Raw genomic sequence first — 24,057 nt, forward strand, 5'->3', positions numbered from 1 at the left:
TGGAGTGGCGATCGCGGAACTGGTCAAGCGTCATCTTGTAGACACCCGGCCACTTGGCGTACCCGAGTACCGGCGGCTCTGGCTCGGCCAGGCCGTCTCTCACGTCGGCGTCGGGGCGACCGTCGTGGCCGTGGGCAAGCAGGTCTGGGACCTCACCCACTCCTCGCTGTACGTGGGGCTGCTGGGGATGGCCAACCTGATCCCGCTGATCGTCTTCGGCCTGTGGGGAGGGGCGGTCGCCGACGCCGTGGACCGGCGCAAGCTGCTCATCGCCGGCTCGCTCATCGCGTGGTCGGCGACGCTCCTCATCCTCGGGCAGGCGCTGCTCGGCCTGGGGAACGTCTACCTGATCTTCGGTGCGGTCGCCCTGAACGCCACCGGCTTCGCGATCACCAGCCCGACCAGGGGCGCGATCATCCCCAGGATCCTGGACAAGGAGCTGGTGCCCGCCGCGAACGCGCTCAACTCGCTCGTCTTCAGCATCGGCGCGGTCGTGGGCCCGATGATCGGCGCGGTCGCGCTCAGCTCGGGCGGGTTCGCGGCGACGTACGCGATGGACGCCCTGCTCTTCACCGCGAGCCTCTACGCGGCCCTCAGACTGCCCTCACTGCCCCCATTGGGCGAAGTGCGACGTCCGGGTGCCGGGGCGGTGCTGGAAGGGCTCAGCTTCATCGTCAGGAGCCCGGTGCTGCTGATGTCGTTCGTGGTGGACATCATCGCGATGGTGTTCGCCCTGCCGCGCGCCCTCTTCCCGGAGCTGACCGATGACAGGTTCGGCGGCTCGACGATCGCGCTCGGCTGGATGACCTCCGCCATGGCCATCGGCTCGGTGGCCGGGGCGCTGTTCTCCGGCTGGGTGGGGCGGGTCTCGCGGCAGGGGGTCGCGCTCGTCGTCGTGATCGCCGTCTGGGGCCTGGCCGTGGCCGCCGCCGGGCTGGCGGGCGAGCTCTGGCTGGTGGTGGCGTTCATGGCCGTGGGCGGGGTGGCGGACGTGATCTCGTCGGTGTGGCGGCAGTCCATCCTGCAGCTGTACGCGCCCGACGAGATGCGGGGGCGGCTGCAGGGGGCGTTCATGGTGGTCGTGGCGGGCGGGCCGCGCCTGGGCGAGCTGCGGGCCGGCGCGATGGCGACGACGCTCGGGGTGAGCGGGGCCTGGGTGGGCGGCGGCATCGCCTGTGCCGTCACGGTGCTGGTCGTCGGCCTGTCCGTGCCCGCCTTCCGCAATTACCGGGCTCGTTAAAGATCAGAGGTCAGACGACCTGGGCGGCCACCTTCAGGTCGGCCAGGAAGCCCGCGTACGCCTGGTCCCTGTCGGGCGCCCGCAGCACGGCGGACGGGTGGACGGTCGCCACGGCCAGCGCGTCGCCGAGCGGCACCGGCTCGCCCCGGTAGTGCGTCACCCTGAACTCCCGGCCGAGCAGCGCCCTGGCCGCCGTCGCCCCGAGCACCACGATCACCTCCGGCCGCACGAGGGTCAGCTCCGCGTCGAGCCACGGATGGCAGGCGTCGATCTCGCCGGCCGTCGGCTTCTGGTGGATCCGCCGCTTGCCGCGAAGGACGAAGGAGAAATGCTTGACGGCGTTGGTGACGTAAACGTCCTCCCGCTCGATTCCCGCCTCTTCCAATCCTTTGTCCAGAATGCGGCCGGCCGGGCCCACGAACGGGTGTCCCTGCCGGTCCTCCTGATCTCCGGGTTCCTCTCCCACGAGCATGAACCTGGCCCGCTGCGGACCCTCGCCGAAAACGGTCTGGGTGGCGTTCGCGTAGAGCCCGCAGCCCTGGCAGCCGGCGGCCGCGCGCCGCAGCGAGTCGAGATCGAGCTGGTCGGGAAGGAACTCGGCCGCTCCTTTGTTTCCGTCCTTAACCATCGTCGGTCGTTCTCCCAATAGGGTTCCTGTGACTTCTGTGCCCGCTGCGGACGGGCCCAGTCCCCGCCACGACCGGCGTAACATTTGATTGGGAGGACTGCCTTGACCGCACACGGCCTGATCGACACCACGGAGATGTACCTCCGCACGATTTACGAGCTCGAGGAGGAGGGCATCGTCCCCCTCCGCGCCCGCATCGCGGAGCGCCTGCAGCAGAGCGGCCCCACCGTGAGCCAGACCGTCGCCCGCATGGAGCGTGACGGCCTCGTCCGCGTCGAGGGCGACCGCCACCTGTCCATGACTGACCTGGGCCGCACGCTGGCCACGCGGGTCATGCGCAAGCACCGGCTGGCCGAGTGCCTGCTCACCCAGGTGATCGGCCTGCCCTGGGAAGAGGTGCACATCGAGGCGTGCCGCTGGGAGCACGTCATGTCGGAGTCGGTCGAGGCCCGCCTGGTGACCCTGCTCGACAACCCCACCGTCTGCCCGCACGGAAACCCCATCCCCGGGCTCGCGGAGCTGGGCGCCAAGGAGCCCCCCGAGGGCGGCGCCGGGGTGCTGACATCGATGTCAGACCTGGCGGGGCCGAGGGACACGCCGGTCGTCGTGCGTCGAATTAGCGAACAAGTGCAAAGCGATCCTGCTGTGATGCTTAAACTCAAGCAAGTTGGGATACAACCCGGACGCGAGGTGACGCTCGCGGCGAGCGACGACGGTGTGCGGGTGACAGGTGACGGTGACGCGAACGACACTCCCGCGGAGCTTCCGCGTGATGTCGCCGCGCACGTTTTTGTCTCCAAGCGCTGACGCGCGCGCAGCGGCTTGGTTGAATCCCTCCTGGGAGGCCCTCCACTCCCCTCTGGCCAAGACTGTTGCAGGAGCGCCCGTGGTCCACTTTGCGTGCATGCCACCCCAAGGAGTGGTCTCCGGATGAATCGATGGGGGGATCTGTCACAGGAAACGGCTGATCACCTTGGTGCCGGATCTGTGCTCGATCACGCTGAGATGGCGGTGATCGTCACCGACCGTTTCAGCAATCTCCTCTACTGGAACCCCTTCGCCGAGAAGCTCTTCGGCCGTCAGGGCAAGTCACCTTCGCGTGACGCGTCGGTCCTGTCCCTCGGGATCATGGAGAAGGACCACCCGCTGGCCGTCGAGCTGGCCAAGCACGTGCTCAAGGGCGGCGTGTGGGAGGGCACGTTCGACGTCAGGCGCGGCGACGGGACCATCGTCTACGTACGCGCCCAGGCCGTGCCGCTGCGCCACTCCTCGGGCTCGGTGACGGGCATCGTCATCATGGCCCGCGAGGCGCTGCGCAGCAACGAGCGGGAGAAGGACCGCTTCGGCCTGCTGGAGCGCATCGGCGAGCGGCTGGCGGGCTCCCTCTACGTCGAGGAGACGCTCAAGCGGGTCGCCGAGATGCTGGTGCCCCAGTTCGCCGACCACTGCTTCATCGAGCTGATGGAGGGCGACCGGCTCGTGCGCCGGGTCTCCCAGCACGTCCAGGGATGGACGCCGCCGTCGGGCACCTGGAAGCCGGTGGGCGCGGAGATCCGCTATCCCTCCGGTCACTACGCCGACACGGCGCTGCGCCGCCAGGAGACGATCCTGGTCGAGAGCTTCGCCACCAGCAGCTACCCGGCCACCAGCGAGGGCAGCGCCCGCCTGTGCGGCGAGATCGGCATGACCTCCGCCATCGTCGCCCCCCTGCTGGTGCGCGGCGAGACGCTCGGGCTGATGTATCTGGGCCTGTCCAACCTCACCGACCGGCGCAGCCCCCACTACGACGCCTTCGACCGCGACTTCGTCGGCGCCATCGCCACCCGGGTCGCGCTCGCCATCGACAACGCGCTGCTGTTCGAGGAGGAGCGCCACACGGCGGAGTCGTTCCAGAAATACCTGCTGCCCCGGGCGCTGCCGCAGCTCGACGGGCTGCAGATCGCGGTGCGCTACTACCCGGCGGCCCCGCTCGCCTCCCACGGCCAGGGCATCCAGACCCAGGTCGGCGGCGACTGGTACGACGTGATCCCGCTCTCGGCCGGCCGCGTCGGCATCGTGATCGGCGACGTCGAGGGCCGGGGCGCCAAGGCGGCGGCCATCATGGGCCAGCTCAGGGCCGCGCTGCGGGCCTTCGCTCAGGACGACAAGTCGCCGGCCGACATCCTGGCCAGGCTCGACGAGTGGACCCGCATCATCGCCACCCCCGAGCACGACGACAACGGCACCGAGGTCAGCATCCCGCCCATCGTGACCTGCCAATATCTGGTCTACGACGCCTGGTCGCGCCAGCTGTCCTTCGCCAACGCGGGCCACGCGCCGCCGCTGCTGCTGGTCGACGGCCAGTGCGTGGAGCTCGACATCGAGGAGGTCGGCCAGCCGCTCGGCGTCCACGCCAAGGGCCTGCACGCCGACCTGGTCTACAAGGAGGAGACGCGCACGCTGCCGCCGGGCGCGGCGCTGCTGCTCTACACCGACGGCCTGGTCGATCGCCGCCCGGCCCGCGACAGCCAGGTGCCGAGCGAGGAAGAGACGCTCGGCGTGCTCTGCGACAAGCTCGCAAAGATGTCCGGCGCCGAAGTCGAGCGCATCGCCGACGCCGCCACGGTGGCCGTGCCCGGCGAGATCGACGACGACATGGCGATCCTGGTCGTCCGCTCCAGCGACGTCGACCTCGACGTCGAGGAGCGCACCTTCCCCGCCCAGCCGATCATGGTGGGCGAGGCGCGCCGCATGGCGTCGGAGGCGTTCTCGAGCTGGAACGTGCCCGAGGAGCGGGCCGAGCTGGCCTGCCTGCTCGTCTCCGAGGTCGTGACCAACGTCGTGCTCCACGCCGCCACCGCCACCGTGCCCCGCAGGGAGCTGGTCGTGGAGGGGCCGCCGCTGCCGTTCGACGAGTCCTGGGACATGCCGGGCTTCGAGGACGAGGTGGTCGGCGACAAGGAGTTCACGCTGAGGCTGCGCAGGGGCGAGGAGGCGGTCTGGGTCGAGGTCTTCGACCAGGACCTGCGCCTGCCGCGCATCCGCAGCGCGGGGGAGAACGACGAGGGCGGGCGCGGCCTCTACCTCGTCGACCAGCTGGCCAGGCGCTGGGGATCGCGTCCTACCAGGGAAGGCAAAGCCGTCTGGTTCGAGATTCCCACTCGCGGCAGGTGAGTGGTTAGCTGGCCATATGGAGCTGGCCTTCGAACGACGGGGCACCGGCGCGCCGCTGATCCTCATCCACGGGATCGGCCATCACTGGCAGGCGTGGTTGCCGGTGCTGGACCGCCTGGCGGCCGCGCGTACGGTGATCGCGCTCGACCTGCCCGGCTTCGGCAGATCCCCGGGCCTGCCCGACGGCGTCACCTACACCGCGGAGTCGCTGGCCGACGCGGTCGAGTCGTTCTGCGCGGTGCTCGGCGTGCGCGAGCCGCACGTGGCGGGCAACTCGCTCGGCGGCTACATCGCGCTGGAGCTGGCCTCGCGCGGCGTCGTACGCTCGGCCACCGCGCTGTCGCCGGTCGGCTTCTGGTCCCGGCCCGAGCTGCTCTACTGCCAGTCCGTGCTGCGCGCCCTGCGTGCCTCGGCCCGGTCGATCCCCTCCAGGCATGCCGCCAGGGCCGCCGAGCACCCGCTGCTGCGGGCCGTCTCGACCGGGATCCTGGTCGCCCACCCCTCCAGGCTCTCCGCCACCGCGCAGGTCGCGGCCACGCAGGCGCTGGCCTGGGCGAACGGCTTCGACGAGACGCTGGAGTCGTTCGCCGGCCTGATGCCGCCCGCCCCGCCGAAGTCGCCCATCACGATCGCGTGGGGCGAGCACGACCGGCTCCTGCTGCGCCGCCAGGCCGTGCGCGCGGCCCGCTGGTCGGGGCAGCGGGTCAAGCTGTTGAAGGGTTGCGGTCACGTGCCGATGAGCGACGACCCCGATCTCGTCGCCCGCGTCATCATGGAAGCCAGCGCTATTTCGTGAGATTCGCGGACATGCGGCGGAGCACGTCGACAGTGGCCAGGTACTCCTGCGAGCTCACGCCTTCGAGTACCTGTTGCCTGAACTGACCGACCTTCTCGGAGATCTCGCCGTGCGCGGCCCTGCCCGCGTCGGTGAGCTCGCCGTCGGCCAGCCAGCCCTTGGCGGTGAGCCGCTCCACGGCCTCGTCCACGCCGGTGAACGGCATGGCGTCCGTGCTTTCCTGGGCCGCCCGGTTGAGCACCTGCCACTCCCGGCGGGTGGTGGTCTGGAGCGCCTGGTCCATGGCGTCCTCCAGCAGGTTGTCGAGCTGCTTCAGCCAGTGGCCGATGGGTTTGTCCATGAATGTAGGATAACAACAACATGTACGAAGACAAGTATATTGCCGCGGTCGAGCGCGCGATGGTCGCGATCAGGCGGCGGCAGAGCCGGCGGGCACTGGCGCGGCAGCACGGCGCCGTGGGGCCGGAGTACGAGGTGCTCGACGTCATCGAGGGCGGCGACGGGTCCGTGACCGTGTCCACGGTCGCGCAGGCGCTCAGCGTCGATCAGCCGAGGGCCAGCCGGCTGGTGGCGGCGGCCGTGACGGCGGGCCTCGTCAGGCGGGAGGCCGATCAGGCCGACGGGCGCAAGTCGTGGCTGGTGCTGACCGAGGCCGGGCAGGCGGCGCTGGAGCAGGCCCATCGGGCCAGGCAGGCGGCGTTCGCGGCGGTCATGGAGGAGTGGCCGGAGCAGGACCGGGCGGAGTTCGCCCGGCTGCTCACCCGCTTCGTCGAGGGTCTGCCCGGTTAGGTCTTGGTCTGGCCCCAGAGGAGGAGCATGACGATGATGAACACGATCATCACGCCGCCGTAGCCCACCGGCCCCAGACGGATCGCCCGGCGCACGCGGTTGAGGCCCCAGGCGAACAGCAACGCCAGGAAAGCCAGGAGGATCAGGCCGCCGTCCATGCTGTCCAGTATGGGGCGCGGACCGCCTTCCCGCGCGGCCACAGTCCTCGCGCGGTCAGAATCCGAAGGACCGGCCGATGATCTCCTTCATGATCTCGGTGGTGCCGCCGTAGATCGTCTGCACCCGGCTGTCGAGCCACGCCTTGGCGACCGGGTACTCCATCATGTAGCCGTACCCGCCGTGGAGCTGGAGGCAGCGGTCGATGACCTTGGTCTGCAGCTCGGTGGTCCACCACTTGGCCTTGGCCGCGTCCACCGCGTCGAGCTGCCCGGCGTTGAGCGCCAGGATGCACTTGTCCACGTAGTGGCGGGCGATCTCGGTCTCGGTGGCCAGCTCCGCCAGCACGAACCGGGTGTTCTGGAACGAGCCGATGTTCCGCCCGAAGGCCTGCCGGGTCCTGCAGTACTCGATGGTCTCCTCCAGCACGGCCTCCGCCGCCGCCACCGCCCCCACGGCGATCGACAGGCGCTCCTGCGGGAGGTTGTTCATGAGCTGGAAGAAGCCCTCGCCGTCGCGCGGGCCCAGGCGGTTGGCGACGGGCACGCGGACGTTCTCGAAGAACAGTTCGGCCGTGTCCTGGGCCTTCATCCCGATCTTCTCGAGATTGCGCCCCCGCTCGAACCCGTCCATGCCGCGCTCGACCACGATCAGCGTGGTCCCGCGGGCGCCCGCGTCGGGGTCGGTCTTGGCCACGACCACGACCAGGTCGGCGTTGATGCCGTTAGTGATGAACGTCTTCTGCCCGTTGACCAGGTAGTGGTCACCCTCGCGCAGGGCCGTGGTCCTGATCCCCTGTAGATCGCTGCCGGCCCCCGGCTCGCTCATCGCGATGGCGCTGATCAGCTCCCCGCTCGCGAAGCCCGGCAGCCACCGCTGCTTCTGCTCGTCGTCCGTCAGATCCACCAGGTACGGCGCCATGACGTCGTTGTGCAACGAGAACCCCAGCCCGGAGGCGCCGTGCCGGATGATCTCCTCGACGATCACGGCGTTGTACCGGAAGTCCTTGACCCCGGCCCCGCCGTACTCCTCGGGCACCGAGAACCCGAACATCCCGACCTCTCCCGCCTTCTTCCAGACCTCGCGCGGGACGATGCCGTCCTTCTCCCACTGGGCGTGGTGCGGCACGACCTCGCGGGCCATGAACTCGCGCACGGTCTCGCGGAAGAGCAGGTGCTCCTCGTCGAAGAGGTCTCGCCGCATAGGGTCCTCCCGAATAGAGTTCTGTTACTGGCAGGTATACCCGCTTTCCCGGTGCGGCGGATACCTGTGGACACGGGTTCATCACAAGTGCCGGACGTTGCGGCAATCGGCATGTGTTGGGGGTGTTTTCGACTCTAAGATCTACCCTCGGTCTATTTGTGGCGTGATCGGAGTCTCCCGTGAGTCGGTGGCGCAAGGCGTTGATCGCCGCATCGGTCGGATCGGTGGCGGCTTTAGCAATCGTGGTGTTGCCGGGTACGCCGGCAGCCGCCGCGCCGGCCGACCTCGTCGTCGAGTACGACTGCGTGGCGTCCGGCCCCAACAGCATCGTCAGGCACGGTCCCGTCCGGCTGAAGACCAACCTCACCTTCGCGACGGACCTGGTCGTCGGAGACCCGCTCAACTTCACCTGGAAGCTGCACTACGCCAACGACAGCCGGTTGCAGTCGCCCGGCTACTTCCCCCCCGGTGGCCAGGTGCACGGCACCGGCAACGTGCAGCTCACCAGCAGCTGGCAGGGCATCCTGCAGCCCAGGGGCAGCGCCGACCCCGAGAAGGCGCTGCGCCCCGACAGCCACCTGTCCCTCCCCGCGACCATGAACGACCCCGGCCTGACCGACAAGCCGGGCACCATCACGGTCACGCCCAAGGACATCGAGCTGGACTTCACCCCGCCGGACGGCAGCGTGGTGGTCAACGACGGCGACGACGCCGACAACCCCTCCGACATGGGGATCGTCTACAGCGGCAGCTGGATCTCGCTGGACGACCGCCCCGGCTCCGAGAACCACGTGCACAACGACCTGCACCAGACCGACCAGATCAACGCCTCCGCCGAGCTGACCTTCATCGGGACCGGGGTGGAGTACATCGGGCCGACCGACAAGGACGCGGGGCCGGTCGACATCTACATCGACGGCGTGAAGCGGGCCAGGGTCGACCCCTCCCGCTCCGACGACGACGTGCCGGTCAACGACGACATGGACGGCGGGCAGACGCTGTGGACGTCCGCGCCGCTGACGTACGGCCAGCACAAGATCAAGATCGAGAACGCCTCGAACAAGCTGGCCTGGCTGGACGCCTTCCGCGTGACCACCAACACGTCCAAGACCCCCACCGGCTACCACGGCGCGAAGTGCAATCTGGCCAGCTCGCCGGTGTCGGTCGTGGTGACCGTACGGGACAAGTCGGGCCCCACCGTCACGCAGTCGCCGAGCCCCACCGTCAGCCCGACTGTCAGCCCCACCGTCAGCCCGACGACCAACCCGACCAACCCGACGCCCACCGGGACCCACACCACCCCGAACAACCGGACCACCGACATCGGCCTCGGGCGGGTGATCGTGGTCCCCAGTGCCACCGGCACCAGCTCGGCCACGGCCACGCCCAAGGCCACCGGGCCGACCGCGACCAAGTACTACCGGGCTCAGGTCGCCAACACCCCCAAGGGCGGCGTGGACAGCGGTGAGGCGCCGGATCGCGAGGACAGACCGTACGGGCTGATGGCCGCGCTGGTGATCGGCGGCGCGGGCGGCGGATTGCTGCTGCGCCGGCGCAGGGCCGCGCACGCGGGAGGAGCGCACTGATGACCGACCAGACACCAATGCAGCGGGCGCTGCCCGGACTGCTGATCGCCGGCTCGCTGGGCGGCGTCGGCCTGGTCATGGTGGGCATGCTCTCGCTGTGGCCCACCACCACGGAGGACGCCTCGGGCTCGCTGGCGGCGGCCCAGGACACGCCCACGCAGATGGAGGTGGCGAACGCGGGCGCGTTCGTGCTCCCGCCCACCGTGGGCCCCGGCGGCAAGGGCGTCCCCCTGACCCCGGCCCGCCTGGACGCGCCGCCTCCGCTCCCGGCGGTCCCGGTCGTGTCCCCGATCCCCTCGGCCAAGGCCAAGTCCACCCGGCCCAGGCCCACCCGCATCAAGATCCCCAAGCTCAAGGTGAACGCGCCCATCGGGGCCGTCACCGTGGACAGCAAGGGCAAGCTCGGCACCCCGCCCCTGACCAGGCCCAACCAGACGGGCTGGTACAAGGGCTCCCCAGTGCCCGGCGAGCTCGGCCCCTCGGTCATCAACGGCCACGTGAGCACCCGCAAGGGCCCGGCCGTCTTCGACCGCCTCCGGGAGCTGGCCAAGGGCGACCAGATCTACGTGTACCGGTCGGACGGCAAGGTCACGCGGTTCACGGTGAGCGGGATCGAGCAGGCGAGCAAGTCGTCGTTCCCGACGTCGAGGGTGTACGGGAACACGACCAACGCCCAGTTGCGGCTGGTCACGTGCGGCGGGGTCTTCAACAAGACGGCGCACAGCTACACGGACAACATCGTCGTTTACGCCACGTTGTCCAAGAAGAAGGGCTAGGGTTTTGGCGGTTTACGGGAACTTGACAGGGTGAGTTCGTAGGATCTCAACCTAACCGTGACCAACGGCTGGAATTCTGGCACGACTGTTGAAACTTGGCTTGAACGGAGATGGACCCGTGCTTATGTCCCAGGCGTGGCGCCGCCTCGCCCATAAGACGTCGGCCCTGGGGCTCGTGAGCACGCTGGTCCTCTTTGTCGGTTCGGTGTTAGCCCTGTCGTCCCCGGCCCAGGCCGCCGCCGTCGACCCGCTGAAAGTTACATACAAGTGCACCGGCGGCTACCTGGCCGCCGAGTCGGTGCAAGTTACGGTCACCGCGCCCACCTCGGTCGAGCCCTCCAAAGCGGCGTCGATCAAGTGGACCTTCCCCCCGATCACGGCGACGAAGGCGATTGCCGCCCAGGCGTCGGTCACGACCAGCGGTGGCGACCTCACGGTGACGGGAGGCACGCCGACACCGCTGAAGGGCAGCGGCAGCGGCACGGTGACCACCGCAGTAACGACCGGCCAGACGTATACGCCGCCGGAGATGACGGGCTCGGTCAACGTGACTGCCACCACTGGCGGCAATCTGGTCCTGGCTCCGGTGACGACCGCCAGCACGACTGTGCTGACCATCACCGTGGCCGGCGAGGCAACCACCTGCACCTATGTGTCGGCGACGCCCACCAGCATCTCGGTCCCTGTCCAGACCGGTGGTGGAGGTGGCGGGACCGATGACGTCGTCGAGTATGACTGCGACGTCGCCAGCGGCGGCGGCGACGCCGACTACCCGGCCGACGTCGACATCAAGGTCACCATGACGCCGCCCACCAGCGCCACGGCCAACGCCGACGCCTCGATCACCTGGGCCGGAGTCATCCAGTCCACCGGCCAAACGCTGAAGGCCCCCACCGGCTTCCCCACCACCAGCCCCAAGATGTTCGTCACCGTCAAGGCGACCGGCGCGGGAGCCCCCGCCACCGCCACCGGGGAGGCGACGCTGGGCACGGTCACCATCGGCCAGGCCATCACGCTTCCCACCAGCGTCACCGTCAAGATCAAGCCCACCACCACGGGCACCGTGACGCTGACCGCCGGCGACCTGGCCTTCGGCACCTCGGCGTCCTCGCCTGCGATCAAGTGCCTGGCCCCCACGACGGGCCTCAAGACGTACACCTTCCAGGTGGGCTCCTCGACCGGCACCCCGACCACCTCCCCCACCCCGACCAACACGACCTCCAGCCCCAAGCCCACCAAGACCAGCACCGCGACAGTGACGGTCACCCCCTCCACCAAGAAGTCGAAGACCCCCAAGGCCGGGGCCGACACCGGTGGTGGCGGTGAGGCGGGGCCCGACGGGCGGATGTTCATCCTGACCGGCACCGCGCTGGTGGGCGCGGCGGCCGTCGGCGGGCTGGTCATGCGGCGCCGTAACGCCACCAGGGGCTGACGGGCATGTCGGGGCACTATCCGTACGGCGGCGGCGGTGGCGGGCAGGTGCCGCCGCCCGCGGACAGGGGGAGTGCGGCGCTCAGGACCGTGCTCATCGGGGCGGCCATCGCCGGCGTCGTCACCGTCGTGGCCGGGCTGCTGATCGTGTTGAACTCCCCCCAGGAGTACGGCCTCGCGAGCAGCAACCGGGAGACCCTGAAGCTGCAGGCGCAGCCGGACGGGAAGGCCACCGGGCAGCCCGAGCAGGCGCTCTTCCAGGCGGCCCCCGACGTGCCGCCGCCGCTGCCGCAGATCAACCCCGCGCCCCCCATGCTGCCGTCCACGCCCAAGCGGATCGTGATCAAGAGGCTCGGGATCAACGCGCCGATCATGTCCGTCGGGCTGAGGAAGGACGGGACGATCGAGGTGCCCCCGTCGGAGAACCCCAACCTGGCCGGGTGGTACCGGAACATGTCCACCCCGGGTGAGGCGGGGCCGGCCGTGATCCTCGGGCACAAGGACACCAGGACGCGCAGCGCCGTGTTCAGCAGGCTGCCCGAGCTCAAGAACGGCGACACCATCGAGATCCAGCGCCAGGACAAGACGACCGCGGTGTTCACCGTGGGCGGCATCGAGCAGGCGAGCAAGAAGACGTTCCCGACCCAGCGCGTCTACGGGCCGCAGGAGAACGCTCAACTGCACCTGATCACCTGCGGTGGGGCCTACGATCGCACGATCGGCCACTATGACGACAACGTCATCGTCTATGCGACGATGACGAGCTCCTATCGAAGCTGACAAGCGCGGAGGCGGGCTATGGGCTGGATGGCCAAGCGGAGACTGCGTACCGGCCCGACGGCGGCCCTGCCCGCCAAGCCGGATCCGGCCGAGCTGCTGCGCATCGTGCGGCTCGCCGACCCCGGGGCGAAGAAGGACGGCGACGACATCGTGGCCACCGACGTGCGGGTGTACGCGCCCGTGGAGGCCGAGCCCGAGCTGACCGGTGGCGAGCTGGAGAAGGTGTGGGCGGTCAGGGTGGCCGCCGAGGGGCCGCTGCCGCTGAACTTCTTCGACCGCTATCTCGCCGAGGGCCTGGCCTTCCGGCTCAAGGGGCTGGCGGTGTGCCGGGGCGAGGTGAGCGACCCGGCCGACGAGGAGGAGAGCGGGCCGGCCGTCATCCTTCCCACGCGGCCGACCGCCGAGGAGCTGGCGCCGCTGCTGGAGCAGGACGAGGAGGACGAGTTCGCGTTCAGGGCCGGTGACATCAGGGCCGTGCTCGTCCCGGAGAAGGGGCAGCCGCCCGCCGTGCAGGAGCTCCTGCCCTTCGCCGTCGAGCTGACCGCGATCGAGTTGCGCGGCGACGAGCCCGCCAAGCTGGGCGCGCTCGCCCTGGAGCTGGCCGAGGCGCTGAACGGGCTGGTCGTGGACCGCTGGCGGTTCCGGATCGACGCGGCGGAGGAGCTGGTCCCGCCCACGCGTGAGTAGAACCTCATTCTGTTGTAGTCTGCCCCTAGTAACCGAATAATGCTCGGTTTCCAGGAGGCACTGTGGCAGAGGCGTACATCGTCGGGGCGGTCCGCACCCCGGTCGGCAAGAAGAAGGGCGGCCTTTCCACCGTCCACCCCACTGACCTGGCCGCGCACACGCTGAAGGCGCTGATCGACCGCACGGGTGTCGACCCCGCGGCGGTCGAGGACGTCATCATGGGGTGCGTCATGCAGTTCGGCCCCCAGAGCATGGACATCGCGCGGAACGCCTGGCTGTCGGCGGGCCTGCCGGAGACCACCGCCGGTGTCACGATCGACCGGCAGTGCGGCTCCTCGCAGCAGTCGATCCACTTCGCCGCCCAGGGCGTGATGTCCGGCACCCAGGACCTGGTCGTGGCCGGCGGCGTGGAGTCGATGAGCATCGTGCCGATGGGCTCGTCGATCACGGCCGCGCTGGAGAAGGGCATGCCCTTCCCGTTCGGCGAGAAGTGGGTCGAACGGTACGGCAAGCAGGAGATCTCGCAGTTCCGCGGCGCGGAGCTGATGTGCGAGAAGTGGGGCTACACGCGGGAGACGCTGGAGCGGTTCGCGCTCGAGTCCCACCAGCGCGCCGCCAAGGCCATCGCCAACGGCTACTTCAAGGACCAGATCGCCCCCGTCAACGGCGTCGAGGACGACGAGGGGCCGCGGGCCGACACGACCCTGGAGAAGATGGCCACGCTCAAGACCCTGAAGGAGGGCGGCCAGATCACCGCCGCCACCTCCTCGCAGATCTCCGACGGCTCCGGCGCGGTGCTGATCGCCTCGGAGCAGGCGGTCAGGGACCACGGCCTGACGCCGCGGGCCCGCATCCACCAGCTCGCCCTCATGGGCGACGACCCGGTCTACATGCTGACCGCGCCGATCCCCGCCACGCGGCGGGCGCTGGAGAAGGCCGGCATGTCGATCGACGACATCGACGTGGTGGAGATCAACGAGGCGTTCGCGCCGGTGCCGCTGGCCTGGACGCACGAGCTCGGCGCCGACCCGGTCAAGGTCAACCCGAACGGCGGCGCCATCGCGCTCGGCCACCCGCTCGGCGGCACGGGCGCGATCCTGATGACCAAGCTCCTGCACGAGCTCGAGCGCACGGGCGGCCGGTACGGGCTGCAGACGATGTGCGAGGGCGGCGGCCAGGCCAACGTGACCATCATCGAGCGCCTCTAAAAAGCCTCTGAAAGGCATGAAAAGCGCGAGCGCCGCCTCCTGGCGTACGGTGGAGGCGGCGCTCGCCTAACTACCATCCTGGTAGTTGTCTAGCGGCCCTTCGGCGGGATGCGCCGGGGCGGCATGATCGGCCGTTGCGGCATCTTGGGCATCGGCCGCGTCACGGGCAATCCGGGAAGGTTCTTTTTCCGGGATGAACGGACTCGCATGAGGGAGCTCCTTTACACAGATTCACGACGCGGCTCATCGAGGCCGGTCGGCAAGCCGCGTCTGGACGGATGACGGGCTGTCTCGCTGCTGAGCAGCGGTGAATCACAGGTAAAGGCGCATGTCCATGACAGTACGGGCCGGCCGTAATCCCGTGCAACCGAATTAACGCCGGGCGGCCATCAGCCGGGACACCGCCACCGCCGCCCCCGACAGCGCCGCCACCAGCAGCGTGATCGACAGGGGCGCGGCGAAGTAGGTGAGCTGGGCCCACGTCACCGCCCGCCCGTTCATGAGGAACGAGATCAGGTCCGGATAGGCCGCCAGCACGGCCACGGGCAGCAGCACCGGCACCAGTCGCCACCAGACCCGCTTGCCCGCGCGCCGGGCCGCCCAGCGCCGGGCGCGCAGCACGCCCAGGACGCCGAGGCCCGCCGCGGCCGCCGCGAGCACGCCCAGCACCAGCTCGAACAGCTGCCGGTCGCCTCCGGGCACCTCAGGGGCGTGGCCCTCGCTCAGGGCGGTCAGTCCCTGCATGACGGTGTAGGTGTCGTCGGTCAGCGCCGCCCCGTTCGCCATGACGGCGAAGCCGTAGCCGGTCTTGGGCGAGACAGCCTCGACGGCGTTGTACGTGAACAGGTTCCCCGAGTGCACGAGCTGGCCGGTCTCCCGCTCGACGCCCCAGCCCATGCCGTAGTCGCGGATCTTGCCGGGCGTGTGCATGGCGTCCAGGCTCTCCCGCTTGACCAGCGGGCGCCCGTCGCCCGACTGCGCGATCAGCCACTTGCCCATGTCGGCGGCCGTGGTGATCACCCCGCCCGAGCCGCTGTCGTTGAGGAAGCCGGACAGCTCGGGTCGCGGGAGCCAGGCGCCGAAGATCGAGTTGTAGCCGTCGGCCGGCCGGACGACCTGGTCGCTGACGGCGCTGGACTTCATGCCCAGCGGGCCGAACACCCGCTCCCGCAGGTAGTCGCCGAACGGCTGCCCGGAGGCCACCTCGACCAGCCGGGCGGCCAGGTCGTAGTTGACGTTGCAGTACTCCCAGCGGGTGCCGGGGGCGGCGCGCAGCTCGGAGCCGGACAGCCGGGAGGTGTAGTCGGCCAGCGAGGTGGCGCCCTCCACCGCGGCGATGTCGACCGTCGTGTCCGACAGGCCGGAGGTCTGGTTCAGCAGCTGCCGTACGGTGATCGCCGCCGCGCGCGGGTCCGCCATCCTGAACCCCGGCAGCTGCGCGGCCACCGGCCCGTCCAGATTGATCTTGCCGCGCTCCACGAGCGTCATCACGGCCATCGCGGTGAACGACTTGCTGACCGAGGCGACGCGCATCGGGGTGTTCGCGGTGACGGGACGCCCCTCGGAGTCGTGGCCGTAGCCGGCCGCGTGCACGACCTCGCCGTTGTGCGTCACGACCACGGACATGCCGGGCAGGCCGGTGGAGTCCATGGCCTGGCGCAGGTAGGCGTCGATGGACTGGGAGGTCGGCTGCGGGGCGGGCGCGAGGGTCAGCGCCGTCGAGAGGCCGATCAGGAGGGACTTCACTGCTATCACGGAGAGAAACCTAGGAAGTCACCCCCGTCCTCCGGATCGGCCGACCGTCCAGTACCACCCCTGACGAAAGTCAGGTCAGGCGCTCCGGGACGGTGTTGTGGACCTGCTGGAAGATCACCGACGTGCGGAAGCCGACGATCTCCTTGCGCTTGCTCAGCCGGTCGAGCAGGAACGAGTGCAGGTGGTCCAGGTCCTGCACCGCCACGTGCAGCAGGAAGTCGTCCCCGCCCGCCAGCACGAACACGCTGAGCACCTCCGGCATCGCCGCCGCCGACGACTTGAACGCGTTGATCACCGCCCGGCTCAGCGGCCGTACCTGGACCGAGACCATGGCCTGCACGCTCCGGTTGAGCGCGGCCGGGTCGATCTCGGCGTGGTAGCCGCGGATCACGCCGCGCCGGGTGAGCGACCTGACCCGCTCCAGACAGGTGGAGGGCGCGACGCCGAGCTGCCGGGCCAGCTCCCGGTTGGACTGCCGCGCATCCGTTTGGAGCAGGCGCACGATCTCCGAATCAAGTTCGTCCATGGCTGGATGGTCTCATGCGGTTCCGGCCATTCGTTCGGCTCGCGGGGGTTGGCGCCGAATGGGTGCATTACTTTCGGCGGCATGTCGGAACATCGCATAGGCGCAGCACACGGCACGGCACTGCTGGTCGGGGCGGTCCTGGGGCCGGGGATGCTGGTGCTGCCGCACCTCGCCGCCGATGCCGCGGGGCCCGCGTCCGTGCTGGCCTGGGCCGGGCTGATCGCGCTGAGCGTGCCCGTCGCGCTGACCTTCGCCGCGCTCGGCGCCAGGTACCCCGACGGCGGGGGAGTGGCGAGCTTCGCCGGGCTCGCGTTCGGCCGGCACGCCTCCGCCGTGGTCGGCTGGTGGTTCTACGGCGCCGTCCCCATCGGCACCGTCGCCGGCGCGCTGGTCGGCGGCCAGTACGTCGAGGCCACGCTGGGCATGGACGCCACCCTGGCCGCCTGCCTGATCCTGGGGGCCGCCTTCGCCGCCAACGCCGCCGGGCTGCGCGCCTCGGGAGGGCTGCAGATCGGCCTCGTCGTCCTGCTCGTCGCGCTCCTGGCCACGGCCGTGGTCACCGCCGCGCCGCACGCCGACCCGGGCAACTTCACCCCCTTCGCCCCGTACGGCGCCGCGGGCGTGGCGGACGCGGCCGGCGTGCTGCTGTTCGCCTTCGTCGGCTGGGAGGCGGCCAGCCACCTGTCGGCCGAGTTCGCCGGAAAGGGGAACGGCCTGGTCAGGGCCACCGCGGTGGCGCTCGTCGTGATCGGGATCCTGTACGTGGGCGTGTCGGTCACCTCCGTCGGCGTGCTCGGCCCCGGCATGACCGGCGTGCCGCTCACCGCGATGCTGGAGACCGGCATCGGCCCCGCCGCGCGGCCCGTCACCGGGGTGGTGGCGGTGCTGCTGACCTTCGGCGCGGTCAACACCTACCTCGCGGGGGCCTCCCGGCTGGGCGCGGCCATGGCCAGGGACGGGGCGCTGCCGGGCTGGTTCGCCAAGGGCGGGGCGCCGGGCGAGACGCCGTACCGGAGCCTGGGGCTGCTCGCCGTGCTCAGCGTGCCCGTGCTGGTGTGGGCGGTGGACCTGGACCTGCTCATGCGGGCCACCTCGGCCTGCCTGGCCGCGGTCACGGCGGCGGGCGTGGTGGCGGCGGTGCGGATGCTGCCCGCGGGGCGGCACCGGAACACGGCCGTGGTGGGCGCCGGGCTGTCGTTCGTGGCGCTGGCGTTCTGCGGCGGCTATCTCGTGGTGCCCGCCGTGCTCGCCTTGGTCGCGGTCGGGGCTCTGAAAGCGAATGTTCGTCGTTCGTACAGAATCAGGCGATGAGGCGCCGTCAGGCGGGCAGTACTCCTAGCACAGGACGGCGGATCGTCGGGAGGTGCTATGACCGAGCACGCCAAGTACGCGGAGTCCAGGGAGGTCGGCGAGCAGGCCCGCGAGAAGGAGTGGACGCGGCCCAGCTTCGCCAAGCAGCTCTTCCTCGGCGACTACCGGCTGGATCTCGTGTACCCCGTGCCGACGCTGTCCGACGAGGCGACCAAGCGGGGTGAGGAGTTCGTCAGGGCGGTGCGGCGCTACCTGGACGCCCACGTCGATCCCGCGCTCATCGAGCGGACCGCGCAGGTGCCCGACGAGGTGGTCAAGGGGCTGGCGGCGCTCGGGGCCTTCGGCATCACGATCGGCGAGGCGTACGGCGGGCTCGGGCTGCCCTACCTGTACTACTGCCGCACCCTCATGCTCGTCGGCTCGTACTGCCCGGCGCTGGCCACGCTGCTGTCGGCGCACCAGTCGATCGGGGTGCCGCAGCCGATCAAGCTGTTCGGCACCGAGGAGCAGAAGCGGGAGTTCCTGCCGAGGTGCGCGGCGGGCGAGATCTCAGCGTTCCTGCTGACCGAGCCCGACGTGGGCTCCGACCCGGCCCGCCTGTCCACCACCGCCGTGCGCGACGGCGACGACTACGTGCTCGACGGCGTCAAACTGTGGACGACGAACGGTGTCGTCGCCGATCTCCTGGTGGTCATGGCCAGGACCGGCAAGAAGATCAGCGCGTTCGTGGTCGAGGCCGACACTCCCGGCATCACGGTCAAGCGACGCAACGGCTTCATGGGGCTGCGCGGCATCGAGAATGGGGTCACCGAGTTCTCCCAGGTCAGGGTGCCTGCCAAAAACCTGATCGGGCGCGAGGGACAGGGCCTGAAGATCGCCCTGACCACGCTGAACACCGGCCGCCTGTCGCTGCCGGCCACCTGCGCGGGCAACGCCAAGTGGGCACTCAAGATCGCCCGCGAGTGGGGCAACGAGCGCGTGCAGTGGGGGCGCAGGGTCGGCGAGCACGAGGCCGTGGCCACGAAGATCGCGTTCATCGCGGCGAGCGCGTACGCGCTCGAAGCCCTCTGCGAGCTCACCAGCCGCCTGGCCGACGACCGGCGCAACGACATCAGGATCGAGGCGGCGCTGGCCAAGCTGTACGCGTCGGAGCTGTCGTACCAGGTGATCGACGAGCTGGTCCAGATCAGGGGCGGGCGCGGCTACGAGACCGCCGAGTCGCTCGTGGCGCGCGGCGAGCGCGGCGTGCCCGCCGAGCAGATGCTGCGCGACTCCCGCATCAACCGCATCTTCGAGGGCTCCTCCGAGATCATGCGGCTGATGATCACCCGCGAGGCGGTGGACGCCCACCTGTCGGCCGCCGGGGAGCTGATCAACCCCGACGCCTCCCGCCAGGAACGCGCCCAGGCCCTGCGCCGGGCCGGCGGCTTCTACGCCAGGTGGCTGCCCACGCTGGTGGCCGGCACCGGCAACCTGCCCGCGTCGTACGCCGACTTCGGCCCGCTGGCCACGCACCTGCGCTTCGTGGAGCGGACCAGCCGCAAGCTGGCCCGGTCCACCTTCTACGGCATGTCCCGCTGGCAGGGCCGGCTGGAGCACAAGCAGTCGTTCCTCGGCAGGCTCGTGGACATCGGGGCCGAGCTGTTCGCCATGACCGCCGTGTGCGTCAAGGCGGAGGAGGACTCCAGGGACCTCGGGCGGCGGCCGTACGAGCTCGCCGACACCTTCTGCCACCAGGCACGACGCCGCGTGGACGCGCTGTTCGCCCGGCTCTGGGACAACAGCGACGCGGGTGACGTGCGCCTGGCCGGCTACGTGCTCGACGGCCGCTACGGGTTCGTCGAGGAAGGCATCCTCGACCCCTCCATCGAGGGCCCGTGGATCGGCACGCCGCAGGGTGGGGAGAGTATCCGGAGAAAGATCCTCTGACGCCCGGTCTAGACCGGTTGTGAGGTTTTTCGGGTCTTAGCGTTTTCAAACTGATACGAGCCGGTATAGACCGGCTCGCAGATCCGGGCTTACGCTGGCGCAAACGCGTCGAGCTCCACGCTCGCGTGCCCCATCCCCCAGGACGGGGTCCGTTGGCTGGTACGGACCAGCACCCGTCCGACGAGAAGGCGGTATCTCCAGTGAACATGAAGCTTGTGGGCGGCGCCGCTCTCGGCCTTGCCACGATGCTGGTCCTGGCCGGCTGCGGCTCCGGCGGTTCCGGCGGCTCCGGCGACGGCGGGGGCAACACGCAGGCGTCGGGCGGCGGGCAGGTCACCCTGAAGATGGTCGCCGCCGACTACGGCGACGGCCCCGGCAAGCCGAACTCGGGCGAGACGTTCTGGAAGGGCGTCGTGGACGAGTTCCAGGCCGCCAACCCGAACATCAAGGTCGACGTCCAGGTCATCAACTGGAACGACATCGACAAGCAGGTCGCCACCATGGTCCAGAACGGCCAGGTGCCCGACATCCTGCAGACCGGCGACTACTCCGGCTTCGTCAAGGACGGGCTGCTCTACAAGGTGGACGAGGTGCTGTCGCCGAACGTCTCGGGCGACATGCTGCAGAAGTTCGCCGAGTTCGGCAAGGTCGACGGCACCGCGTACGGCATCCCGTTCGTCTCCTCCGCGCGGGCGCTGTTCTACAACAAGGACCTGTTCCAGAAGGCCGGCATCGCCGAGCCGCCGAAGACGTGGGACGAGCTCAAGGCCGACGCCGAGAAGCTGAAGAAGGCCGGCGTCACGCAGCCGTTCGGCCTGCCGCTCGGCCAGGAGGAGGCCCAGGGCGAGTCGTTCCTGTGGATGCTGGGCAACGGCGGCGGCTACAAGGACGCCTCCGGCAAGTGGGCGATCAACTCGCCGCAGAACGTCGAGACGTTCACGTACATGAAGGGCCTGGTCGACGCGGGCCTGACCACCCCCAACCCGGGCACCAAGGACCGCAAGACGGTCTGGGAGGACTTCGGCGCGGGCAAGGTCGGCATGGTCAACGGCGGCCCCATGTCCATCCCGATCTTCGACGCGGCCGGGCTGAAGAACTACGGCGTCGCGCCGATCCCCGGCAAGAGCGGCCCGCTCGACACCACGCTCGGCGTCATGGACTGGATCATGGCGTTCAACAAGAACGGCCACGCCGCCGAGATCAAGAAGTTCTTCGACTTCTTCTACACCGGCAGCGCCGCCCAGAAGATCTCCGACACGTACAAGCTGCTGCCCGTCACCAACGGCGGCATCCAGAAGCTGTCGGGCGACGAGAAGCTCAAGCCGTTCCTCGACGCGCTGCCCAACGCCAGCTTCTACCCCTTCCAGGACCCCAAGTGGGCCGAGGTGAACCCGGCGATCAAGCAGACCATCGGCGGGGCCGTCAAGGACGACCCGGCCAAGGTCCTCGGTGAGCTGCAGAAGACCGCCGAAGCGGCCGGCTGACAGGTCGGGGGCCCGTGCGGCCGGCGCTCTCAGCGGTGCCGGCCGCACCGTCTTGGAAGGTTGCTCATGAGAAGGTTGCGCGCCCTGGAGCCCCTCGCGTGGGTCGGGCCCGCCGTGGTGCTGATCGCGCTGGTCGTGCTCTGGCCCGTGATCGAGATGATCAGGTCGTCGTTCCTCAAGATCAGCCGCTTCGGGGTGGTCCAGGGAGGCAACGGCTTGGCGAACTACGAGAAGCTGTTCGCCGAGAAGGACTTCGCCGACATCATGGTCCGCAGCGTGATCTGGGTGGTCGCGGTCGTCGCGCTCACCGTGCTGATCTCGCTGGCCCTCGCCCAGCTGTTCAACCAGAACTTCCCGCTGCGCAAGGCGGCCCGGTGGGCGCTGATCGCGCCGTGGGCCGCGTCGGTGCTGATGACGGCGATCATCTTCAAGTGGATGCTCGACCCCGAGGTCGGCGTGATCAACCAGATCCGGCTGAAGCTGGGGCTGATCGACGCGATGGGCGGGGCCTCGGCCGACCAGCTCGGCGACGCCTCCACCGCGATGCCGTGGCTGGTGTTCGTGGCCGTCTTCGTGTCGGTGCCGTTCACCACGTACGCGCTGCTGGCCGGGCTGGCGACGATCCCCGCCGACGTCTATGAGGCGGCCAAGATGGACGGAGCCGGCCGGCTGCGGACGTACTGGTCGATCACGCTGCCGCTGCTGCGGCCCGCGCTCACGGTGGCGGCGCTCATCAACGTCATGAACGTCTTCAACAGCTTCCCGATCATCTGGGCCATGACGCACGGCCAGCCCGGCTACTCCACGGCCACCTCGACGATCCTCATGTTCATCCTCAAGGGCTCGAACATCGGCGAGTCGGCGGCCATGTCCGTCGTCAACTTCGGCATGGTGATCATCCTGACCGCGATCTTCCTCAAGGTCTCCCGCTGGAACAAGGAGGTGGCGTGATGGCGATCAAGACCCTGCCGTCGCAGGCCACCCGGCCGCGCCCCCACGTCAGGCCGGCGCCGCGGCGCGGCATGCCGAAGCTCAAGACCGTGCTCGTCGCGGCCGCCGCGTACGTCGTCGCGTTCGTCTTCCTGTTCCCGTACGTGGTGATGCTGCTCACCTCGCTGCGCTCGCAGGAGTCGCTGCGCGAGGTGTCGTTCTGGCCGAAGGAGTGGGTGTGGTCCAACCTCGCCAACTTCTGGACCAGCGGCCTGGCCGGCAACCTGTGGGTGACGCTCAAGGTCGCCGGCGGCTCGACCGTGCTGGTGCTCCTGGTGGCGCTGCCGGCCGCGTACTACTCGGCCCGGCACCACTTCAGGGGGCGCACGGCGTTCCTGATCCTCGTGCTGATCACCCAGATGTTCCAGCCCACGGCCATGCTGGTCGGCATCTACCGCGAGTTCTACCAGTTCGGGCTGGTGGACTCGATCTGGTCGCTGATCCTCGTGAACGGCGGGTTCAACCTGGCGTTCGCGGTGTGGATCCTGAACGCGTACTTCGCCTCGATCCCGCGCGAGCTGGAGGAGGCGGCGTTCATCGACGGGAACGGGCGCTTCGGTGCGCTGTTCAGGATCACGCTGCCGCTGGCCATGCCCGGCGTCATCACGGCGCTGATCTTCACCTTCATCGCCGCCTGGAACGAGTTCGTGGTCGCCCTGACCCTGACCACCACGCCGGAGAACCAGCCGCTCACGGTGGCGCTCAACTCGTTCATCGGTCAGTACCAGGTGGACTGGCAGAACCTGTTCGCCGGGTCGGTGATCGCCACCATCCCCGTGATCATCCTCTTCGCGCTGATCGAGCGGAAGGTGGTGGGCGGCCTCACGGCCGGGTCGATCAAGTAGCGCCTACGCCTTGGGCTGGGGCACCCGTGCCACGCAGAAGACCGTCTGGCCGAACGGTGGCCTGATGAACCGCTCGATGAAGCGGGTCGTCGGGACCACCGTACGGTCGTAGATCTTGACCAGGCGCGGGTCGGGGTAGCCGACGCCGCCCCGGCGCACGGCGGCCCACCAGGCGATGCCGCCCAGGAAGTTGATCGGCTTGAGCACCTCGACGTCCAGGCCCGCCTTGGCGACCGTCGCGCCGAGCGTCTTGGGCGTGTAGCGCTGGACGTGGCCCACCTTGCGGTCGAAGTCTCCGTAGAGCTGCATGTAGCCGGGCACCCAGATGATGATCCGCCCGCCCGGCAGCGTGACCCGGGCCAGCGAGCGCAGCGCCTCGGCGTCCTCCTCGATGTGCTCCAGGACGTTCATCATGACGACGGTGTCGACCTTGTCCTCAAGGGGGATGTCGGTCGGCAGCCCGAACTGCAGGACGTCGATGTCGTCGCGGCCCGCGAACCGCTTTTCCAGCTGCTCGACGCAGTAGGGGTCGAAGTCACTCACGACCAGCCTGTCGAGCCGCGGCAGGAACTGCTCGGCGAAGTGGCCGAGGCCCGAGCCGATCTCCAGCATCGAACGGCCGACATGCGGGGCGACCATGTCCAGCTCGTACTGCCGATAGTTCTTGGCCTCGTCCCCACCCAGGTGGTTCTCCAGGGCCTCGTCACCGGCCGCCGGTTGCACTACACGGTCATACCCAGACATAGTCCCGTTCCTTCTCGGGGGGCTCATGGATTGCCCGAGT

The 24,057-nt window shown here is 69.6% G+C and carries 23 protein-coding genes; 16 read left to right on the forward strand and 7 right to left on the reverse strand.

Features of this window, described 5'->3' with window-relative positions; translation table 11 throughout:
* Positions 1–4: 4 nt before the first annotated feature.
* Entirely contained in the window at positions 5–1,240 is a 1,236-nt protein-coding gene (locus tag H4W80_RS40195; protein WP_192789849.1) for an MFS transporter, read from the forward strand.
* Positions 1,241–1,250: 10 nt separating this feature from the next.
* Here H4W80_RS40195 and H4W80_RS40200 read toward each other — a convergent pair whose 3' ends face one another.
* The gene (locus H4W80_RS40200) at positions 1,251–1,868 is read right to left on the reverse strand and encodes a UdgX family uracil-DNA binding protein (RefSeq protein ID WP_192789850.1); all 618 of its coding nucleotides are present in this window, start codon (positions 1,866–1,868) and stop codon (positions 1,251–1,253) included.
* A 102-nt stretch (positions 1,869–1,970) separates the two neighbouring features.
* Between H4W80_RS40200 and H4W80_RS40205 the strand changes: the two genes are divergently transcribed.
* The 3 genes from H4W80_RS40205 (at position 1,971) to H4W80_RS40215 (ending at position 5,817) form a co-directional block, all read left to right on the forward strand.
* The gene (locus H4W80_RS40205; RefSeq protein ID WP_185070520.1) at positions 1,971–2,675 is read left to right on the forward strand and encodes an iron-dependent transcriptional repressor DtxR; all 705 of its coding nucleotides are present in this window, start codon (positions 1,971–1,973) and stop codon (positions 2,673–2,675) included.
* A 123-nt stretch (positions 2,676–2,798) separates the two neighbouring features.
* Complete coding sequence (locus H4W80_RS40210; RefSeq protein WP_192789851.1) at positions 2,799–5,021, forward strand: ATP-binding SpoIIE family protein phosphatase; 2,223 nt, start codon at positions 2,799–2,801, stop codon at positions 5,019–5,021.
* Positions 5,022–5,037: 16 nt separating this feature from the next.
* Positions 5,038–5,817 carry an alpha/beta fold hydrolase gene (locus tag H4W80_RS40215; RefSeq protein ID WP_192789852.1) on the forward strand — a complete coding sequence of 260 codons (780 nt, stop codon included), beginning with the start codon at positions 5,038–5,040 and terminating at the stop codon, positions 5,815–5,817.
* Here H4W80_RS40215 and H4W80_RS40220 read toward each other — a convergent pair.
* Entirely contained in the window at positions 5,807–6,157 is a 351-nt protein-coding gene (locus H4W80_RS40220; protein ID WP_192789853.1) for a helix-turn-helix domain-containing protein, read from the reverse strand. The genes H4W80_RS40215 and H4W80_RS40220 overlap by 11 nt on opposite strands.
* Positions 6,158–6,177: 20 nt before the next feature.
* Here H4W80_RS40220 and H4W80_RS40225 point away from each other — a divergent pair, with 20 nt between their 5' ends.
* On the forward strand, positions 6,178–6,606 hold the full coding sequence (locus H4W80_RS40225; RefSeq protein WP_192789854.1) for a MarR family winged helix-turn-helix transcriptional regulator: 429 nt from the start codon (positions 6,178–6,180) through the stop codon (positions 6,604–6,606).
* Here H4W80_RS40225 and H4W80_RS40230 read toward each other — a convergent pair.
* Positions 6,603–6,764 carry a hypothetical protein gene (locus tag H4W80_RS40230; protein ID WP_185070534.1) on the reverse strand — a complete coding sequence of 54 codons (162 nt, stop codon included), beginning with the start codon at positions 6,762–6,764 and terminating at the stop codon, positions 6,603–6,605. The genes H4W80_RS40225 and H4W80_RS40230 overlap by 4 nt on opposite strands.
* 55 nt (positions 6,765–6,819) lie before the next feature.
* Positions 6,820–7,965, reverse strand: a complete 1,146-nt coding sequence (locus H4W80_RS40235) for an acyl-CoA dehydrogenase family protein (protein ID WP_192789855.1) — start codon at positions 7,963–7,965, stop codon at positions 6,820–6,822.
* Positions 7,966–8,144: 179 nt separating this feature from the next.
* Between H4W80_RS40235 and H4W80_RS40240 the strand changes: the two genes are divergently transcribed.
* From H4W80_RS40240 to H4W80_RS40265, 6 genes are all read left to right on the forward strand, one after another.
* Positions 8,145–9,551 carry a hypothetical protein gene (locus H4W80_RS40240; RefSeq protein WP_192789856.1) on the forward strand — a complete coding sequence of 469 codons (1,407 nt, stop codon included), beginning with the start codon at positions 8,145–8,147 and terminating at the stop codon, positions 9,549–9,551.
* Complete coding sequence (locus H4W80_RS40245) at positions 9,551–10,327, forward strand: class F sortase (RefSeq protein WP_192789857.1); 777 nt, start codon at positions 9,551–9,553, stop codon at positions 10,325–10,327. The genes H4W80_RS40240 and H4W80_RS40245 overlap by 1 nt, the downstream gene beginning before the upstream one ends.
* Positions 10,328–10,451: 124 nt before the next feature.
* Positions 10,452–11,759 (forward strand): hypothetical protein, encoded by a 1,308-nt coding sequence (locus tag H4W80_RS40250; protein ID WP_192789858.1) that lies wholly within the window; start codon positions 10,452–10,454, stop codon positions 11,757–11,759.
* Positions 11,760–11,764: 5 nt separating this feature from the next.
* Complete coding sequence (locus H4W80_RS40255) at positions 11,765–12,538, forward strand: class F sortase (protein WP_192789859.1); 774 nt, start codon at positions 11,765–11,767, stop codon at positions 12,536–12,538.
* Between the two features lie 27 nt (positions 12,539–12,565).
* Entirely contained in the window at positions 12,566–13,225 is a 660-nt protein-coding gene (locus tag H4W80_RS40260) for a hypothetical protein (RefSeq protein ID WP_192789860.1), read from the forward strand.
* A gap of 62 nt (positions 13,226–13,287) precedes the next feature.
* Positions 13,288–14,433 carry an acetyl-CoA C-acetyltransferase gene (locus H4W80_RS40265; RefSeq protein ID WP_192789861.1) on the forward strand — a complete coding sequence of 382 codons (1,146 nt, stop codon included), beginning with the start codon at positions 13,288–13,290 and terminating at the stop codon, positions 14,431–14,433.
* A gap of 372 nt (positions 14,434–14,805) precedes the next feature.
* On the opposite strand, the gene H4W80_RS40270 is transcribed toward H4W80_RS40265, so the two are convergent.
* Entirely contained in the window at positions 14,806–16,188 is a 1,383-nt protein-coding gene (locus H4W80_RS40270) for a serine hydrolase domain-containing protein (RefSeq protein WP_192789862.1), read from the reverse strand.
* Positions 16,189–16,258: 70 nt separating this feature from the next.
* Positions 16,259–16,714: an Lrp/AsnC family transcriptional regulator gene (locus H4W80_RS40275; RefSeq protein ID WP_185070549.1), complete on the reverse strand. Its 456-nt coding sequence runs from the start codon at positions 16,712–16,714 to the stop codon at positions 16,259–16,261.
* 81 nt (positions 16,715–16,795) lie between these two features.
* Between H4W80_RS40275 and H4W80_RS40280 the strand changes: the two genes are divergently transcribed.
* From H4W80_RS40280 to H4W80_RS40300, 5 genes are all read left to right on the forward strand, one after another.
* Complete coding sequence (locus H4W80_RS40280) at positions 16,796–18,025, forward strand: APC family permease (RefSeq protein WP_192789863.1); 1,230 nt, start codon at positions 16,796–16,798, stop codon at positions 18,023–18,025.
* A 57-nt stretch (positions 18,026–18,082) separates the two neighbouring features.
* Positions 18,083–19,954 (forward strand): acyl-CoA dehydrogenase family protein, encoded by a 1,872-nt coding sequence (locus tag H4W80_RS40285; RefSeq protein ID WP_192789864.1) that lies wholly within the window; start codon positions 18,083–18,085, stop codon positions 19,952–19,954.
* Positions 19,955–20,160: 206 nt separating this feature from the next.
* Positions 20,161–21,438, forward strand: a complete 1,278-nt coding sequence (locus H4W80_RS40290) for an extracellular solute-binding protein (protein ID WP_225963914.1) — start codon at positions 20,161–20,163, stop codon at positions 21,436–21,438.
* 66 nt (positions 21,439–21,504) lie between these two features.
* Positions 21,505–22,389: a carbohydrate ABC transporter permease gene (locus tag H4W80_RS40295; protein ID WP_225963915.1), complete on the forward strand. Its 885-nt coding sequence runs from the start codon at positions 21,505–21,507 to the stop codon at positions 22,387–22,389.
* Positions 22,389–23,273 carry a carbohydrate ABC transporter permease gene (locus tag H4W80_RS40300; RefSeq protein WP_225963916.1) on the forward strand — a complete coding sequence of 295 codons (885 nt, stop codon included), beginning with the start codon at positions 22,389–22,391 and terminating at the stop codon, positions 23,271–23,273. Before H4W80_RS40295 ends, H4W80_RS40300 begins: the two co-directional genes overlap by 1 nt.
* A 3-nt stretch (positions 23,274–23,276) precedes the next feature.
* On the opposite strand, the gene H4W80_RS40305 is transcribed toward H4W80_RS40300, so the two are convergent.
* Entirely contained in the window at positions 23,277–24,017 is a 741-nt protein-coding gene (locus H4W80_RS40305) for a class I SAM-dependent methyltransferase (RefSeq protein WP_192789865.1), read from the reverse strand.
* Between the last annotated feature and the right edge of the window lie 40 nt (positions 24,018–24,057).

Source organism: Nonomuraea angiospora, assembly GCF_014873145.1.
GTDB classification, from domain to species: domain Bacteria; phylum Actinomycetota; class Actinomycetes; order Streptosporangiales; family Streptosporangiaceae; genus Nonomuraea; species Nonomuraea angiospora.